This is a genomic window from Nitrosomonas eutropha (genome assembly GCF_900116685.1).
Taxonomy (GTDB): Bacteria; Pseudomonadota; Gammaproteobacteria; order Burkholderiales; family Nitrosomonadaceae; genus Nitrosomonas; species Nitrosomonas eutropha_A.
The window spans coordinates 1-18189 of sequence record NZ_FPBL01000011.1; the positions used below are offsets into that span (position 1 = coordinate 1).

Consider the following 18189-nt stretch of genomic DNA (forward strand, 5'->3'; position numbering starts at 1 on the left):
GCACCGTCGATATGTCCGCCTGTACCGGCCCAATCAGCAGCAGGCCCGCACATAGCAGCATCCCCTTCAAATACTCCCCTAGTCTCATCTCTCTCTCCTTTATAGCTGTTTTATCAACATTTTATATTTCCATTTCTGGAAATTTTTCTGATGCGCAGGCTTCAGTCTCAGTAACTCAACCCATTGCCTTAACTGCACCAGAAAGACGACTCTTATGTCTTGATGCTTTATTTTTGTGGATTATTCCTTTGCTTGCGATCGAGTCAATAACACTTGCTGATTTTCTGAATACAGTCTCGGCCAGACTTTTGTCACCAGCCACTATTGCCTTTCTGACGCTTTTAATCGCGGTGCGTAGCTTGGATCGCAATCCAGAGTTTCGCTCACGCTGCTTGATATTTTGCCTCACCCGCTTTTTAGCTTGTGCTGTATTTGCCATATGATTCTTTTATTCCCTGTTAAATTTTTAATACGCTGCTCATCAATGCTTCGAACCGCGCGATTTTACTTTCATTTCCAGCTTATTGCAAAGATCGGTTACACAATTCAGCCGAAATACACACCGGATAATTCATTTTGAATGGGAAATTATATGAATTGCATCAAGCATAAATTACTTTAATTCAGCTCATTTCGCTTCATTTTCCAAGTGTTGAACATCTTTTTTATGGCCTTCAGCTCCCGAACCTTCTTTTCGTAAGATATACGAATAAAAGGGGCGAATGATACAATTAAGCACTTTTCTTAGAACCTGTTCAAGGTCTCAATCAAGGGATGCAGTGCAAGGCAAGATTGAACGAGAAAGCAGAACATACTTGAAATATGTGAGCATTTTGAATCCAATTTCAACACCGTAATGCACCATTCAATGAGATATTGAACAGGTTCTTACTGGAGCGTTAGTCTGCTAAACGGGGAGCAATATGGCTACAATTGAATCTATTTTGCGTGAAAATCGAATATTTCCCCCTGCCAATGAATTTGTCAGGCAGGCCAATGTTGCCGGGATGAAAACCTATGAAGTCCTACGCCAGGAAGCTGAACGTGATTACACCGGCTTCTGGGCAAAACTTGCAAAACAGTACATTACCTGGCACAAACCTTTCACTCGTATTCTTGATGACACCGATCCACCTTTTTATAAATGGTTCGATGATGGCGAACTGAATATCTCGTGGAACTGTCTTGATCGGCACCTGACAACAAATGCCAACAAAACCGCGATCATTTTTGAATCTGATGAAGGTGAAGTAATACGCTGCAGCTACCGTGAGTTACACCAGCAGGTATGCCGTTTTGCTAACGGATTGAAAGCACTCGGAATCCGTCAGGGCGATCGCATCGTCATTTACATGCCCATGCGGATTGAAGCCGTGGTTGCCATGCAGGCATGTGCGCGCATTGGCGCAATTCACTCAGTAGTATTCGGCGGTTTTTCGGCGAAAAGTGTATATGAACGTATCATTGATGCCGGTGCGTCTGCTGTAATCACTGCAGATGAGCAAACTCGCGGGGGCAAACGCCATGCGCTGAAAGTAACTGTAGACGAGGCATTAGCAATGGGCGATACAGCTTCAGTACATAGTGTTGTTGTTTTTCAGCATACCGGTACTGATATCCCCTGGCAGCCAGAACGAGACCACTGGTGGCACAACCTCGTCGCCGACCAATCTGATGAATGCGAGCCGACATGGATCAATGCCGAACACCCTTTATTTACACTCTACACCTCAGGATCAACCGGAAAACCGAAAGGAGTACAGCATTCCTCAGCCGGCTATCTACTTGGAGCGATAGTCAGCATGCAGTGGGTATTTGACTATCATCCAGACGACATATTCTGGTGTACAGCTGATGTGGGCTGGGTTACCGGACATAGCTACGTTACTTACGGACCGCTTGCAATTGGGGCAACCCAGGTAATTTTTGAGGGAACTCCAACCTATCCCCATGCCGGGCGATTCTGGGAAATCATCCAGAAACACAGAGTCACAACCTTTTATACCGCGCCCACTGCTATCCGCTCACTGATCAAGCTAGGCCCTGATTTACCTGAGAAATATGATCTCTCTTCACTGCGTCTGCTTGGATCAGTTGGTGAGCCGATTAACCCGGAAGCATGGATGTGGTATTACACAATCGTTGGTCAGTCACGCTGCCCGGTTGTTGATACCTGGTGGCAGACTGAAACCGGCAGTCACATGATCGCCCCTATTCCTGGTGCGATACCAACCAAACCAGGCTCCTGTACGCTTCCATTACCTGGCATTGATGCAGCAGTGGTAGATGAAACGGGGCTTCCGGTAAAACAGGGAAAAGGCGGTTTTTTAGTTATCAAGCGCCCCTTTCCCTCAATGCTGCGCACTCTGTGGAACGACCCTGAACGTTTTAGGAATACCTATTTCCCGGCAGATATTGCTGGTGGCCGTTATTATGTTGCGGGGGATTCGGCTCACTGCGATCAGGACGGCTACTTATGGATCATGGGACGGATTGATGACGTTTTAAATGTCTCCGGGCATCGCCTGGGCACCATGGAAATCGAATCTGCACTGGTAGCGCATCCTCTGGTTGCAGAAGCAGCTGTTGTCGGAAAACCACATGAGATCAAGGGGGAAGTGATTGTAGCATTCGTTGTCCTCAGGGGAAAATTACCTGACGACCAACAAGCCGCCGAAATTGCCGCAACTTTGCGCGAATGGGTTTCCAGCGAGATTGGCGCAATTGCCAGACCCGAAGAAATTCGGTTTGGTGAGAATCTGCCTAAAACGCGTTCCGGCAAGATCATGCGACGTCTCCTGCGGACCCTGGCAAGAGGCGAAACCATTACTCAAGACATTTCAACACTGGAAAATCCGATGATTCTCGAACAACTCAGTCAAACGATATAACCGGAATCTGTCAATTTATGGAACAACTCCCAGCCATCATCGATTATCCGGACGGCATCAGCGTCATCGATGCCCGCTACCACCGTCCGGGCCGTGCTGCCATCCATCTGATCACGGAAGGAGATAAAGCCGCCTTGGTAGATACCGGCACCCGTTTCTCGGTTCCCGGCGTCATGGCAGCGCTAGCGCACAAACAAATTACCCCTGAACAGATCGACTATATCTTTCTCACTCATATCCACCTTGATCATGCTGGTGGCGCTAGTGAATTCATGCAGCAGCTACCCAATGCCAGACTGGTGGTACATCCGCGTGGCGCATCACATATGGCCAACCCTGTCAAGCTGATTGCTGGTGTCATGGCCGTATACGGTGAATCGGAATTCCGGCGTGTCTATGGTGAAATCCGGCCGATCTCTGTCGGTCGTATCATCGAAGCACCTGATGACACCCTGATCGAACTGAACGGCCGCCCACTGCGATTGTTGGATACCCCCGGACATGCGCGGCACCATTATTGCATTCATGATGCCCGCAGCGCATCCATCTTCACTGGCGACACCTTTGGTGTGTCGTATCGTGAACTCGATGCCAACGGACTGGAATTCGTTTTTCCAACCACTTCACCAGTGCAGTTTGACCCTGAAGCCGCACATGCTTCCATTAACCGGCTCATGGCGTTGCGCCCGAAACAAGCATTTCTCACACATTACGGGCGCATCCGCAACCTTCTGCACCATGCATCACAAATGCACGCACTCATCGATGCCTTTGTCAGTATCGTACAGCAAGCCGCAGAAATTCCAGATAGGCAACCCTTCATCATGAAAGCATTACAGGATTTTCTCTGGGAGCGGCTGACCGCCCATCAGTGCGCCCTCACTCGGGACGCTGCTCTCTCGCTACTGCAAACCGATATCAGACTCAATGCACAGGGACTTGAAATCTGGCTGGAACAGACTCTCAGGCAACCAGACCAGGTTGCAGGCTAATCCAATAAGCTGTCCGCCTGCTGCACAAACCTGTATCCCTCTATAATCTTCCCGCAGCAAAGTTAATGCACTTAACGGATGATTTATCCGGAGTACCCTACTTACTGTGGGTCAAAATAGTTAACGATAACCTGCCCGCCGGAGATCACCAGATCAGGATATTCCAGCCGTTTCAGATGTTGCTCGGGGTCACCTCGGATTGCAATCAGATCAGCCGGAGCCCCGGGCTGTATCGTCCCCAACAAGGGAATACCAAGATACTGGCCAGCCTTAGCTGTCGCAGCTCTCAGGGCATCCAACAGCTTCATCTTCCCCAAATGCATCAGGTACATCAGCTCTTGCGCATCGATCCCCCAGGGAATATCAGGGTGAGCAATTTCCGTCCCATAGAGCAACTCACCGCCGAGTTCTGACCAGACAGTCGTATTGTGGGCAATCCCGCCACATTTTGAGAGGGTATCGATCGTACTGATGATGGTGACATTCTGCGCCCTGGCCTGTTTTAGCAATGATTTAGGAATCCGGTTACAAGGCATGTGCGCCCATTCATCGACCCCGGCGTTCAACGCCACCTGTATACCTGATGGCTCCGCCACATGAGCCGACACCTTACGCTGATGCCGGTGGGCTTCATCGACAACAGCCTTAACAATGGACTCCCGCAACATGGGCCATGCCGACTGGCCATGTGGGGCAGCATGCGCGTGATCATGGTGAGAAGACCAGGGAGCACCTGCTTCGCTGCCGGGTTCAAGTGCAATCTTGATGATTACCGCTCCCTGGCTAATCAGGCGACGCACAGCCTCACGCGCCTCAGCTTCACTGGCAACGGGAATCGCCAGATCCCTGGCACCCATCGTAACAATCGGGTACCCATGCGGTGCAGTAATAATCTGGCCCGAAGTAAGCACACGCAGACTACCATCCCCGCCATAAGGTTGATGAACAGGCCCGCCCACGTCCCGCACCGTGGTCACTCCATGTCTCAATACGATATCTGCCGGCACTTTCCGAAAAGTCAAATGTGCGTGTAATTCGATAAACCCTGGTAACAAGGTTGCATCGCCCAGATCAATATCAGTTGATGCATCACCCGCCTTGAATGAATGACGCGGCTCGATTTTTGCAATATGCCCATCTTTCACCAGTACCGACAAACCACTGTGCATTTCATTTCCGTCAAAAACCCGCGCAGCGTGCAACAATAAAGATGAAGGGCTGGTTTCCTGTGCATAAACCTGCACGGAAAAAAATATCGCCATCATTACCGCAACCTGGAAACAGCAAACATGCTGCATATAATTAGAAAAAACATCGGTAACGTTTTGTATCCTCATTTTCCATCCCTGATTGACAATGGGTATTTTTCAACAATCATATGAGTCAATAAGATCCGCCAGCACCGCAAGCGCGGCCATCATAAAAAAATTCTCCCCTATCGATTCGACTATCTCCTCACCGTTTTTCCCGGCGCGCTGTATGACAAGCTGAATCCGGGTTGATTACAGTGAAGCAAGAGCTGCAGAGAACGGTGCCGATCTGCTGATGCGCATATTCGCACCAGAATGTTTCATCGGGCAGCAAACGTACCAGAGACAACATCGCAAGCGATGCAATCACTGCTACGGAAAAATCTTTAACATTCTTCTGCCTGACCCAGATGATTGCAACTCGGGCAGCAGCATGGGCGCAATCAGCTGGTGATCGAGATAGCCGCCAATGAGGCTGGTGCGGGGTCTTTGCTGGCTGTTTTGCAGGCCATGGATCTTCTGCCCCCTGCGTGCCCAGCCATGCGAGCGATGGCTGCTGGGGGCACAAAGCCGGTTTCATCCAAGTACACCAGTGGGCACCTCTTGAGGTGCGCTCGCCAGTGGCGCAGCAGGTATTTCTTGCGCTTAAGGGCGGCTGCCGGGCTGAAGGCTTGCTCGTACGCGTGACCTCCATGGCCATGAGCGCGCGGCTAATGCCATTGAGGCTCACACCCATGATCTGGACCATCTCACGCTGCAGTAGGCCGGGTTGCGCCTCGATGAGCTGAGCCAGCTTGAGCTTGGTACGATCGATCTTGCTTGTGGCCTGTCCTGGACCCAGGCTTGCGCCTTTGGTGATCAGGTGGCTGGCCCAGCCACACGAAGACGGTCGAGCGCGCCACCGCAAACAGCTGCGCCGCCTCTTTCTTGCTACCGCCAGCAGCCACAAACGACACCACCCTTTGCTTCAAGTCCTCGCTATAGGCCATAACTTGCTCCAGGTTCAAGGGGGAGAATAGCGTAAGTCTGATTTATTTTGGGATCAACTATACAACATCAGCCAAGCGACGGTACGTAAGTGGAAGCACCGTGAGAGCGCTGAAGATCTTTCACATCGTCCGCATACGACACTGACGCCTGCTCAGGAAGCCATTGTAGTGGAGTTGCGTTGTATGGTGCTGCTGCCGCTCGACGATCTGATCGCAGTGGTTCGGGAATTCATCAATCCGGCTGTTTCGCGCGCCGGCCTGGATCGATACCTGCGTCGGCATGGTGTAGCCAGTTTGCGAGCGCTCCAGGCCAAGGCGCTGGCCGATGCGGGAGAAATCAGGCCTACGTTCAAGATCTTCAGATTACGAGCCTGGCTTCTTGCACATGGACATCAGGTACCTCCACAGATGCCCGATGAAAACCATAGGCGTTATCTGTTCGTGGCTATTGATCGTGCCACACGCTGCTCACCGATAACAGCAGCCAGTTCACGGATCGTTTCACCAGCAAAGAACACGAACCTGCAGGAACCCACAAGTTTGATATGCGTTGCAAAACCCTCCATATCGAACACCGTCTATGTCTGCCGCGCCACCCGCAGACTAATGGCATGGTCGAGTGATTCAATGCCAGAATCAGCAAAATGATCAATCAAACCCGTCCGCATCGGCTGCAGATCTGGAAACCACACTCAATCAATACGTTAAGAACTACAACCACTTGATCCCTCAACGCGCACTCAAACACATATCACCTAAAACCGGCACACCCAAAAACCTGAATCGTTCAAGAAAAACGTTTATAACCAACCGGGACTTGACATGAATACATGTACCAGATCATTGAACGATTCCACCCATTTCTGTCCTGCAAGAGGAGGAGTATTTGCAGAAGCACTCCACACAGCGAGAACGGAAACATCAAGCCTGTTCTCCTACCGTGCCGGTACTGTATTACAGCCGCCGATCAGAATTATCAAACCCAGCACGACAGTCCATTTGAAACGGATCAATTTTCCTCTCCGGAGATGACTACGGATGACGATGTATCGATGGCCCCAGGTAACGCGAATCATGCTGATGATTTTTCGGGCTGAGGCGTGCTGCCCGTTTTCTCATCCAGATAATGATGCCGGTTACTGACAGCATGACTATGACCAGGCCGAGCACACAGACAAAGATACGATATGGCAATCCGAACACATTGGCCATGTGCAACGCAGTAAGCCAAGTGGTCACTGTATTGCCATTGTACTGACCGCTCGGCAGCAACACCAATTTGAGTTCACCGGAATTGGCATCAAAAAATACGCTCGTTCCTCCTCGCTTGTTTTGAATATCCTTTGAGCTGCGAACCATATATAGGTAAGTCCCATTCATACGATTCAACCCCAACGCAATAACCCGCTCGATCGCAAAACCATATTTTTCTGCCTGCTTAGCCATCAGTTTTTCACCGATGGATTGCGCCTGCCGCCAGCCTATCTCAGCTTCTGCCAGAGGGACATCCCGTTTCTCCAGTTCAGTCTCAGGTGTCTTATATTCCATCACTGCGCGAGTGGTCCAGGTATACACGGTATCCCACAGATTCATGTAGACGCTGGACCAAGCAAAAGTGAGCAAAATCAGCCACAGCCATAAGCCACTGGCGCGATGCAAATCAAAATTGAGTTTGTAACTGCTCGATTGCCAGCGAATTTTCCAGGCCGGCTGCCAGCGTTGCCACCAGGTGTTCTGATCAGGGGCGGATTTCGTGGATTGTCTGCACCGCTGCGGCAGGGTCAGATAAAACCCGACAAAACAATCGATCGTCCAGATCAGCGCACAAATGCCCAATACCCATAATCCGAACTTGCCTAATGCCAGTTCGTAGTGCAACTTGTAAACAAAAGGCATGAAGTTGATCATCCCTTCGGAAATCGCTCCAAACTGGCGCCGCCCCAGTTCTTCACCGGTGTACGAGTTGAGAATCAGCTGGTTGAACCCGAGTTCGCTCGATTGACCGCTTTCATCCGAACGTGCGCTCATACTGACTACAGTAGCATGCTGATTACCTTCTACAACGACCCAATCGACCCGGCCATGCGGGACTCGCTGCTGCGCAAGCTCAGCCAGTGCCGCAATATCCAGTTTATTAGCCAGGCTCTGCTCGGGGTAAAACTGAGGATTGATCAGGCGTTCCAGCTCTGGATAGAACGCCAGTAAACTGCCCGTCGCCCCCACGATAATCAAAAAACCAGCCATGAACAACCCTGCCCAGCGGTGCAGCCAAACCCAGAAAGAACGTTTTAATGCGGTCATAATAAATAACCTTGTTTAACAAAATTTAACCTTACAGTGGCACCTATACACTGCTTATCATCGCTTTTCATACCTTAATAACAATTATCCCTTCAAATCTGCTAACCGAGAATGCGACAAATTGTCGCATTCTCGATTGGGTATAACATCAAATAACTTTATCAGTAGCGATCAGAAATAGGGTAACCCTCTCAAAAGTTACTCTTAATCAAGTATCCGCAATATGGGAAAACACTATCCGAGCGACATTAGTCGCGAACAGTTTGAGCAATTGCGCCTGTCTGTTACCAGATGGTTTTCCGAAATGGCGCACGGTGCATGCATACTTCACGATCTGGAGCGAGCCGAATGCGGAGGGAGTGAGCCTGTGCTGAAGCCGGCGCTAAAAAATCCGTTGGCAAGGTTCGTACCAGACAGGGGCGCAACGCTTGCAGCACGCTCTTGATCGTGGACGCGCAGAGTGTAAAGAACACGGACACGGCGGGCAAGAAGGTATCGGGCATCAAACGTCATATCGTGGTAGATACCCAAGGTTTGCCGCATGCCGTTGCGGTGACGATGGCGGAAGTGACTGACCGCAAAGGGGCGTTGCAAGCTTTGGAGCACTGTAGGCCGAGCTTGGGGAAAATACAAAGTCTGCTGTGCGACAGCGGCTATACCGGAGAACCATTTGCCGAAGGCGTGCGAGAAATTCTGGGTAAACTTGTCACGGTGCAGATTGCCAAGCGCAGTGAATTGCATACCTTCGCCGTTATCCCAAGCGTTGAGTGGTAGAGCGAATTTGCCTGGCTAAAGAAAAGTCGACGGCTGTGGAAAAACTGCGAGCGTAAACTCAATACCAGCTTGCAATTCATTTATCTGGCATTCTGGACTCTTTTGCTTAAAAGATTTTGAACAGGCTCTAAGCTCGTTTGCCGCGACTCAAGATGTGCGGCAGGAAATCAGCGCCGCCACCAGTACGATCAGCATCGACGTTGCGGAAATGAATTGCATGCTGGCGGTAAATGCGTGCCGTGAGACAGTAAGCAACTCGATCCTTGCGGGTTCCAGTAATTTGTCAGCGATGGCGACCGCCGCGCTCAGGGAACCATTTGCGTACGTAAGAGCGTCTTCGGGCACGCCCGATAATGATTCAGGAGAAAACTCCATGCGGTAGATCAGGCTAGCGAGGCTGCCCAACAGGGCGATGCCCAGCGCACCACTGAGTTCGGAGCCTGTCTCGGACAATGCTGCCGCAGCCCCCGCCCGCTCCGAAGGGGCTTGGGCGATGATTAGCTCGACGCTGAAGGTGAACAGCGGTGTCAGCCCCAGCGCCAGCATCACTGTCCCGGTAATAATTACTTCCTTGTCAGACGAACCACCTACTTGCGTCAACAGGGCAAATCCCAATGCCGACAGCAGCAGGCCACAGGTGGTGATGCGGCGGGGATGCCAATAGCGTGCGATGCGCGGTGCCGTGGCGGAGCCAATCATGAAGGCGCCCCCCCAGGGCGCAAGCCAGCAGGCGGCCTTGAATGGCGAAAGATCGAGCACTAGTTGCAGATACTGGGTCAGAAGGATTGAGAGTCCGAACAACACAAAGAAGCCGAATGCGTAGCTGAGCATGGCCGCAGAAAAGCCAGGCCTGCTGAACAGCTGCAGATCCACCATGGGATAGGCCAGTCGCGTCTGACGATGCAGAAATACTCCAGCCAACGCCACACCAACGAGCAGCGACAAAACAGGCGACCAACTCAGCCCTTGTCCTGCCCCCTCTTTCATACCGTACACAACAGCCAATACGGCGCCTAGCGATAACAGTACGCTACACAGGTCGACACGGCCCGGGGCCGGATCGCGATATTCAGGCAGCAGCCAGGGACCCAGTGCCAACAACAGCAACATCGCAGGTACGGAGATGAGAAATATCGAGCTCCAATGAAAATGTGTAATCAGTATCCCGCCCAGCAAGGGGCCAATCACTGCTCCGGCCGAGAAGCTAGCCATCCAGATGCCGATAGCTGTCGTCCGTTCGTTCTTGTTGTGAAACATGTTGCGAATCAGCGAGAGCGTGGACGGCGCCAACGTTGCGCCGGCCACTCCGAGCAAGGCACGAAGAAGAATCAAGGTGCCGGCACTTTTGACCAGTGCAGCGAGGATCGAGACAATGCCAAAAGCCGCTGCACCAATCAATAACAGTCGCCGTCGCCCGATGCGGTCGCCGATAGTACCCATGGTGATCAGGAAGCCGGCAACCATGAAGCCATAGATATCCACCATCCATAACATCTGTGCGTTAGTGGCATTCAGCGCTACATTGATGGTCGGTAGTGCCAAGGTCATGATCGTCAGATCCATGGAGTACAGCAGACATGGCAGGGCGATTACTGCTAAGCCGATCCATTCGCGCCGCGTGGCCTTGGCCGCTATGCTGGACACGGAATAGCCAGCCTAGGCAGCCGTCTCTGGTAAAGTTGGATCGCCAGAGGTTCAGCCTCGACCTGCCGTCGGTGTCGTAATCCGCATAGGGATAACGTAGACATCACTGACATCAGATCGAGCTGGTCTTTCTGGGTGCCTCCATTTATGCTGAATTGAGCGGTATTTATCACTGGTATGCCGTCGGATCTTTGGGACTTAGGTAAGACGAGTGGCGGCGTGCTATGACATCCATACCGTGCAAGCGGTAGAAGATGTCATAGCCACGGCTCCCTCGCTCGCGCCAAGCCCGTCGGAGATAGGCCATGTCAAACAGACCAAGCTTATCAAGGCCGCTATCCGGCTCCAGCGAACTCTCCATCCGCGCCTCAAACTCGGGCGACGCATATACCATCTGCGGCACTGGAAAGCCGATCTTCTTTCGGCTCGAGATTGCGCTAGGGAGCCAGGGTGACATCGCCTGCTTGAAGATCCATTTTTCCGAATCCTCATAGTGCTTGAGCCTCGGTAGAAAGGAAAACGCACTTTGAATGACCTGCTGGTCAGCTAGTGGGATTCTGACTTCAATGCTGTGCGCCATGCTGGCCATGTCTATCTGACGATATTCAGAGACTACGCACTCGCCGTGATAATCGAGCAGGCAAGTGAGCTGTTGGCTGTCCTGCGTATCATGTGCGTACAGATCGAGATAGGGCTGCACGGCGGAAATGAAGGCGGCGCGGGCATCGACCTCAAGCATCAGTTGCCCGAGGTCGATATCCCCCACCGCATTGAAATAATCGAAATAGGCACCCGCTACCAGCCTCGAGGGGGTGGTTTTCAGCCTGTGTCCATGACTGTAACCATCGAATACCTCGTCCGGCCCGCTGCCACAAAACGCCACGCGATGACCGTCGGCGGCGATTTGCTCGAGCAGCAGGAACAGACAGACCGCCTCGGGTGCACCATTCGGTTCGCAGCACAGCGACCACCAACGGTCCATGGCCTCGCAATAGATCTGGCTCGTCACCTCAATTTCCCGGTGCTCCGTGCCGAAGGCTTCGGCCACCAGCCGAGAGTAGCTGAACTCGTTATGCATGATGGCACCTGCCCTCAACCCAGATTCGGGAAAACCGATAGCATAGGTGTGCAGTTCCAAGCCCTGGCTCCTAGCTCGGGCTACCACGCTGGACGAATCAATGCCGCCGCTTAATAAATAGGCATACGGAACCTCCAGGTCGAAACAGCGTGTGCAGCCTGCAGCCACTGCGTCCCGAATACGTTCGGTGATTGCGGTGACATCCTGTTGCAATTCATCACCGATGACGATCTTGTGATAGCGCCGATGACGCGGGCGTTCACCCTGTTCGACGACCAGGCAACATCCAGCCTCAAGCTTCTTGATCTCGCGGATATGAGTATGGGGGCCAAATACGAACATGATGCCTGCGGCCTGGGCCAAACCTTCGCGGTCCCAGCTGAAGTTGAGATGAGGGATACGCAAAATGGTCTCAATATCCGAGGCAAAATACAGTTCGTCCCCGGCCCCAAGCGTGTAGTACAGTGGCTTTTGTCCCGTTGGATCCACAGCCAGCAGCGTTCGTCTGGCCGACCGATCGTGCAGACAGAAGGCAAACATGCCCTCGAGCATGCTTAGCATGTCCAGGCCATGACGTTGGTAGATGGCAAGCAGGCTCTCGGTATCCGATTTGGTACGGAAGTGATAGTCCGGACACAAGCGTCGCAGATCGAGATGATTGTAAATTTCACCGTTGAAGGTCAGGGTCAGCATGCCGTCGGCACTCTGCATTGGCATGTCTGCCTCAGAATTGTGTATATCGGTCACGCGCAGACGAGTATTGCCCAGTACGACCCGTTCATCCGCGACCACCGTACCTCGGCTGTCCGGCCCGCGCCGTTGCATGGCATCGGTTCGCACCATGTCCTCGACTACCCTAATGCGCAAGGCCGCCGGAGTCTCGCGCCCAACGAACCCAGCGATTCCGCTCATCTCAAGCCCCCAGTGTCGCAGAGGTTGCAACGGTGGCGTGCTCTGCCTCGGGTGCCTCATAATCCTCGAACAGCGCGGGACGCATCTGCTCGATCCAACTCAGATACAGTTCCACCCGATCGCAGATGATGATTACAGCGCTCTTGCGCTCTGTCTGCTTGGCATCAATGGCTCGCAGGTAGCGCAGTGCAGCTAGATAGGTGGCGCCACTGGAAGGGCCTGCCATCACTCCATAGTCACGGATTAGGGCGAGCATGCCATCAAGTGCCTCGCTCGCCGTGATGCCAACTAACTGGTCATACTTTTGTTCCTCAAAGGGGCCGACGTAGAACATCTCATCCATGTGACGGATGCCGGGGATGGCGCTGTCCTTGGTCGAAACGATACCGGACACTTTCAATTTCTCGTTCGCTTCCCGAAGGCGCCGGCCGATACCGATACTGGAACCCGCAGTGCCGACTGGTGCAAAAAAGTAGTCGACCGGCCCGAGATCCTCCAGGATCTCCCGCGCCGTGGTGGCGTAGTGGGTGCAGTCATTGTTGGGATTGCGGTATTGATCGGTATAGAGATAACGATCGCGCTGTTCGTATGCGCGCGCATCGACGTACAGCAAGGCTGCCATGGCATCGGTGGGGTCGACGTCTCCCGCCATCGGTGAAACCTTGGCGCCCTGTACCACCAGCATGCGGCGCATCTCCTGAATACGGATACGGTTGGTAATGGTCTCAAGGGCGCTGCCATAGATAGATGCCACTGCCTGAAGTGCACGCGCTGCATTGCCGCTCGATAGCTCCAACAGCTGCTTGTTACTGGACTGCAGAGTGCCCAAGTGTGGGCGTAGCATTGCCCATGCCGTCCGATCCTTGATCGAGCCGAACGGGTTGAGGTGCTCGAGCTTGGCGTACAAGTCGATATTCGTCAGGCTAGTCTTGGCTGGATTCAATTTCAAGATCGGCGTATTACCGATCAGATCGGTGATCGAATCGACCACCAGTCGTTTCCTGCTAGTAGCCATCTTGGCTGGCTCGTCATCGGCACGACGGATGGTCTCTGTCGATTCGGTAGCTTCCGATTGACTCAGCAGGCTGAATATCAGCGAGATCAGGGAGAGGCCTGGTCGTTTCTCTGTCTGATGTCGGAACCTGAAACCATGCTCGCAGACACGATTGGGATCAATCATGTCATTGATAATAAAACCCAGGCTATTACGGGGCGCGCTGCGGAAGATGAAGTGCTGGATATTGGTGAACTTCCGCAGATGGCGTAACAAAGGTTGCTTGTCGGCGATCCAGTTCGACACGAACACCAAGTCGCAATCGCTGAAATCGTACTTACTGCCATCGACACAAATCACACGGACCAAATGGTCCAACCCCACCTTGGCAATCAACTCCGTGGCGAAGGCGGTGGATCTGGTATGAGGATCCAACACCACCACCTGATAGCCGAGTCGCTGCGCCAACAGCATGGCCGGGAGCGGCAGCGCACCACCGCCTATGTAGCCGATGCGACAGCATTGAGTAGCAGCGGGCGGATAAGTAGATTCAGTACAGGAGCGTAGCTGGCCTTCTCGTTCGAGCCAGGTCAGCTCGTCCTCCATCAGGCCCTGATAGATTTGTCCATGGTAGGCGCGATAGATCTTGCCGAAGGTCAGGTTAGATTCCCCTAATAAATTTTCTGCAATCCGGCATTCTTCGAGAACACCAGCGTCGCAGGAGATAGGAAAGACGTCGCGGGCTAGCGCAAGAACGTCCGCGTCAGCGGCGATCACGCTCGCGTCGCTAACCGATACGTCGGAGCTAGCGATGGAGTACAACTTGTAGCGGGCTTGATGAAACTGCTCATTCTCCGGGCCACAAGCACCGAATGCGAGTATGCGTTCTCCAGCTTCCAGGATATGCCGTTTTAGATCGACGGTGCTGTCAGATAGATGAATGTTTTTCATAGTCCGTAACTCGCTAATCCTGTTTAAGATGATGGGAGTGAAAATTGCACAAGAAGGTGGTCACTAAAGATCTGCGCAGTCTCTTTCATCGTACCTTCTCACAGCGGAATGCATAGTTGTGGACATACTCCGCGTCGACATGGTTAATAACCTTCTGGTACCATGCGCTCGGTTTGGAGAGCGAGGTATAGCCCTTGGGCACGATGCGCTTGATGCTGGTCTTGAAGCCGACCCCGATGAAGGCATCGGCGATATCATCCAGGGTGTGCTCCTTAACCTTGATGGCGGCGAAGCGATTGATCGCCGTTCGCAGTTCGGTACCGGCGGCGGCGTTCATGTAGTCCGGGTGTGTGGCGAAATAGATACCACCAGGCTTCAGTGCCCGGTATATCTGTTGAGCATGGTCTCTCAGATCTTCTATCAGATAGATCACCGCCGTGCTGATGGCAATATCGAACCGGCTCTCAAAATTGGCTATAGTGTCGGTGGCAATGTATTCGATCGGGCGATCACCACATCGCGAACGGGCAACTTCGATCGAACTACGGGCCAGATCGACGCCAACGGCCTGGCGGAATTCGTGCTCGTCGTACAGCTTGCGCAGGAATCCACCCTGGTTGCAACCAAAATCCAGCAGGATTTTGTCCGTAAGGCTGACGTCAAAGGTCTGCGAGGCAACTCGCTCCCAGAACTCGCCATGCTCGTCCTCCATCGACTGGTCACCAGCATCGGGTTCAGTCCACCACTGTTCAATCATTTTCATGAGTTATGTCTCCTTTGGTAGTTTTTGTATACTTACCTGCTGTACTAAAATCCGAATCAAGGGACTGACTTTGCTTGAATCCACCATGCTATTCGCACCCCGAGATGAATGTGGAAGCAGAGTGGTGCCGGTTTCATTCAGATCGTAATCGAGTAAACACCAGCACCCGATTCATAAGCGGTAAGACAGCGTTAGTAAAAATGTGCGCGGCGGATTGGGGATTAGGGCGTAGTTGTAGACGCCGCTCGCGCCGCCGTAGTAGTACTTGGTGTCGAACAGATTGTTGACGTTAAACTGGGTGCGCCAGTTACCAGTGTCGTAGTAGGCGGTGGTATCCATACGTACGTAGGCACCCAGTTTGTGGGAATTCGGTAGAGTTGCCTGACGCGATGAGGCAGCATAGATGCCACCGCCCACACCGAGGCCTTGCAGAACACCACCGGGTTCGTAGGTCGTCCACAGATTGCCGCTGTGCCGAGGCACATCGGGCAGCTTATCGCCGACTGGGAAGAAGCCATCCGCTTTCACTTCGGCGTGGGTATAGGCATAGCTGGCAATTACCTTCCAGCGCCGTGTCAACTCACCACTGACATCAAGTTCGAAGCCGTGGCTGGATTGACGTCCTGCAAGGATGTTTCGTAGGGGGTCATTCGGATCGCTGGTCAGAATGTGACGGCGGGTTAGCTTGTAGGCTGCTAGCGTAGCGTTCAGTCGCCGGTCAAAAAAGTTAAATTTGGCACCAATTTCTTTCTGGGTACCAACTTCGGCGTCAAACACGCTGGCATCGATGCTGCGTGTAATATTTGGCGAGTGCGATCGACCCACACGGGTGAACAACGCAGCTGTCGGATTTAACTCCCACACCGCACCGACCTGCCAAGATAGCGTCATCTGGTTCGCGCTATTCGTATAACCGCTGCTCTTGGCTTCGTTATGGAAACGATCCAGTCGAAGACCGGCTAACAGCTTCACTGCAGATGTCAGTGTCAATAGGTCCTGTGCATAAATTCCAATATCGTCTCCCCGACCCTCGTTATAACCTTCACCCAGAATGATGGGTTCGTGATGAACAGGGCGCATGCCAGGATCAAACAGGTCGAGGACAAAACCCGTTTGGTCGGTATTGTTAAACCGGTTTACGACCTTTCTGTATTCCGTGCCGAACAGCAAATTGTGTTCAAAGTTCCAAGTATAGACCTGTCCGCGCAACTCAGCTTGCACAGCGTGTCCTCGGGACCACTCATGGCCATTCATGTAATGGGTGAAGTGTAGCTTATTGTCGCCAGTGTACAGGTAGTTGTCAGGAAAGGACTGGGTCGAATCCTGAGTGGCTCTATGGTACTGTGTGGCAATCCGAAGACCCCAGGTCTGGCTCAGCTGATGATGGAGGATAGCAGTACCTACGTAAGTCTCGTTGAGTCCGCTATCGCCTGGAAGGTCAGGGTAGTCTCCTTTACGCAGCCCGAAGTAACGGGTACGGGAGAGGTGACGGAAATTCGGCAGATTAGGCAGGCCGAAGTCGAATAGATCCTGGTCGAAGCGATTGTATTCCGCTAATAACGTGACGCTGGTTCTTTCCCCTTGCCAGGATATTGCCGGGGCTAGGGAATATGATTCGAATCCACCACCATCACGAAAGGTACCGTTGTTCTCGTACGCACCGTTCAATCTCACGGAAAAACCCTTACCCAGGACGCGGTTGATGTCAAAGGTCGGTCGCCATTGCTGGTAATTCCCCCACAGCAGATTGATTGCACCATAATTATAGTAGAGTGGTCGTTTTGAAACCGTGTTAACTTGGCCACCTAGCGAACCAACGCCGCCATAGAGCGTACCGGACGGCCCTTTCATCACTTCGATCCGTTCGATGTTCTGCACATCGCGGGTAACCAGGTTGCCGTTGTATTGGAATCCATCGCGACTGCTGCTGTGGGTCGTGAAGCCGCGTATATTGAAGAACATTCCGTGATTCCCACCGTAGCTGGCTTCGGTCTGCACACCGCTGACGTTTTCTAGCAGTTGGCCGGGCTGGGTCACTGCGCGGTCGCGCAACACTTCATGCGGTACCACTTGGATTGAGGCGGGGATGTCGCTCAGAGGCAGATCCGTCCTGGTGAGGCTGTTAGCGCGGTTAGTAGTGTAGCCACTCGATTCGGGATAAGCAGGGGCGCCAGTAACTGTCATCGCCGGCAACTGCGTGACATACCCAGTGGGTACTGCCACTTCTACATCACGAGCTACCTGCCCAGCATCCTTTCCCTCGGGACCATCTGCAGTCTCCTGTCCTTGCATTATGGAATCGGATCTCATCTTTATGCCCTGCGCCAGATGCGCCCGCCCTTGTTCTAAAGCAGACGTTTCCCTCACATCCTGCTCCTCTTTCACTACGCGGTTTTCTTCAGCTCCAAACAATGGATTGCTTAGAGTCGTTCCTAAGAGCACCCACAGTAGGGTGGTAGAGGATTCTTCCATTCTTTTTTCTCCTGATCATCCTGATCATTTTGATTCCGGCTGGGTACTCACCTCGATCGAGTCGGCCTGGATTTTAAGACCCGCTTTCGTCGTGGTGTTGGCGATAAAATTGAGCACAATGTCGTGACTGACATTCATAATGGATATCGGCGATGTACAGCTAGCTGTATACTTAATG

Annotated in this window: 12 protein-coding genes and 2 pseudogenes; 4 read left to right on the forward strand and 10 right to left on the reverse strand. The window is 52.6% G+C overall.

Annotation, left to right across the window (positions count from 1 at the left end; translation table 11 throughout):
- Positions 1–175 precede the first annotated feature (175 nt).
- Positions 176–439 (reverse strand): 30S ribosomal protein S20, encoded by a 264-nt coding sequence (gene rpsT, locus BM331_RS09635; RefSeq protein WP_074929142.1) that lies wholly within the window; start codon positions 437–439, stop codon positions 176–178.
- Between the two features lie 484 nt (positions 440–923).
- Between rpsT and acs the strand changes: the two genes are divergently transcribed.
- Together acs and BM331_RS09645 are read left to right on the forward strand one after the other, a co-directional pair.
- Positions 924–2891, forward strand: a complete 1968-nt coding sequence (gene acs / locus BM331_RS09640; RefSeq protein WP_074929144.1) for an acetate--CoA ligase — start codon at positions 924–926, stop codon at positions 2889–2891.
- Between the two features lie 17 nt (positions 2892–2908).
- Complete coding sequence (locus tag BM331_RS09645) at positions 2909–3883, forward strand: MBL fold metallo-hydrolase (protein ID WP_074929146.1); 975 nt, start codon at positions 2909–2911, stop codon at positions 3881–3883.
- A gap of 101 nt (positions 3884–3984) precedes the next feature.
- Here BM331_RS09645 and BM331_RS09650 read toward each other — a convergent pair whose 3' ends face one another.
- From BM331_RS09650 to BM331_RS12425, 3 genes are all read right to left on the reverse strand, one after another.
- Entirely contained in the window at positions 3985–5148 is a 1164-nt protein-coding gene (locus BM331_RS09650) for an amidohydrolase family protein (RefSeq protein ID WP_256214890.1), read from the reverse strand.
- A gap of 190 nt (positions 5149–5338) precedes the next feature.
- Positions 5339–5869 (reverse strand): hypothetical protein, encoded by a 531-nt coding sequence (locus BM331_RS11655; RefSeq protein ID WP_143100954.1) that lies wholly within the window; start codon positions 5867–5869, stop codon positions 5339–5341.
- A 13-nt stretch (positions 5870–5882) separates the two neighbouring features.
- Entirely contained in the window at positions 5883–6122 is a 240-nt protein-coding gene (locus BM331_RS12425) for an IS630 transposase-related protein (protein WP_074929152.1), read from the reverse strand.
- Positions 6123–6176: 54 nt separating this feature from the next.
- Here BM331_RS12425 and BM331_RS12260 point away from each other — a divergent pair.
- Positions 6177–6947 (forward strand): annotated as a pseudogene (locus tag BM331_RS12260) (integrase core domain-containing protein); the annotation flags it as partial.
- 207 nt (positions 6948–7154) lie between these two features.
- Here the strand turns inward: BM331_RS12260 and BM331_RS09670 are convergent.
- The gene (locus BM331_RS09670; RefSeq protein ID WP_074929153.1) at positions 7155–8423 is read right to left on the reverse strand and encodes a PepSY-associated TM helix domain-containing protein; all 1269 of its coding nucleotides are present in this window, start codon (positions 8421–8423) and stop codon (positions 7155–7157) included.
- Between the two features lie 223 nt (positions 8424–8646).
- On the opposite strand from BM331_RS09670, the pseudogene BM331_RS11475 reads away from it, so the two are divergent.
- A pseudogene (locus BM331_RS11475) lies at positions 8647–9317 on the forward strand (IS5 family transposase).
- A 27-nt stretch (positions 9318–9344) separates the two neighbouring features.
- On the opposite strand, the gene BM331_RS09685 reads toward BM331_RS11475, so the two are convergent.
- From BM331_RS09685 to BM331_RS09705, 5 genes are all read right to left on the reverse strand, one after another.
- On the reverse strand, positions 9345–10760 hold the full coding sequence (locus tag BM331_RS09685; RefSeq protein WP_256214892.1) for an MFS transporter: 1416 nt from the start codon (positions 10758–10760) through the stop codon (positions 9345–9347).
- A 250-nt stretch (positions 10761–11010) separates the two neighbouring features.
- The gene (gene asnB / locus BM331_RS09690; RefSeq protein ID WP_074929162.1) at positions 11011–12831 is read right to left on the reverse strand and encodes an asparagine synthase (glutamine-hydrolyzing); all 1821 of its coding nucleotides are present in this window, start codon (positions 12829–12831) and stop codon (positions 11011–11013) included.
- Position 12832: 1 nt separating this feature from the next.
- Complete coding sequence (locus tag BM331_RS09695) at positions 12833–14776, reverse strand: pyridoxal-phosphate dependent enzyme (protein WP_074929164.1); 1944 nt, start codon at positions 14774–14776, stop codon at positions 12833–12835.
- Between the two features lie 85 nt (positions 14777–14861).
- Positions 14862–15539 (reverse strand): class I SAM-dependent methyltransferase, encoded by a 678-nt coding sequence (locus tag BM331_RS09700; protein WP_074929166.1) that lies wholly within the window; start codon positions 15537–15539, stop codon positions 14862–14864.
- A gap of 171 nt (positions 15540–15710) precedes the next feature.
- On the reverse strand, positions 15711–18011 hold the full coding sequence (locus BM331_RS09705) for a TonB-dependent siderophore receptor (RefSeq protein WP_074929168.1): 2301 nt from the start codon (positions 18009–18011) through the stop codon (positions 15711–15713).
- Between the last annotated feature and the right edge of the window lie 178 nt (positions 18012–18189).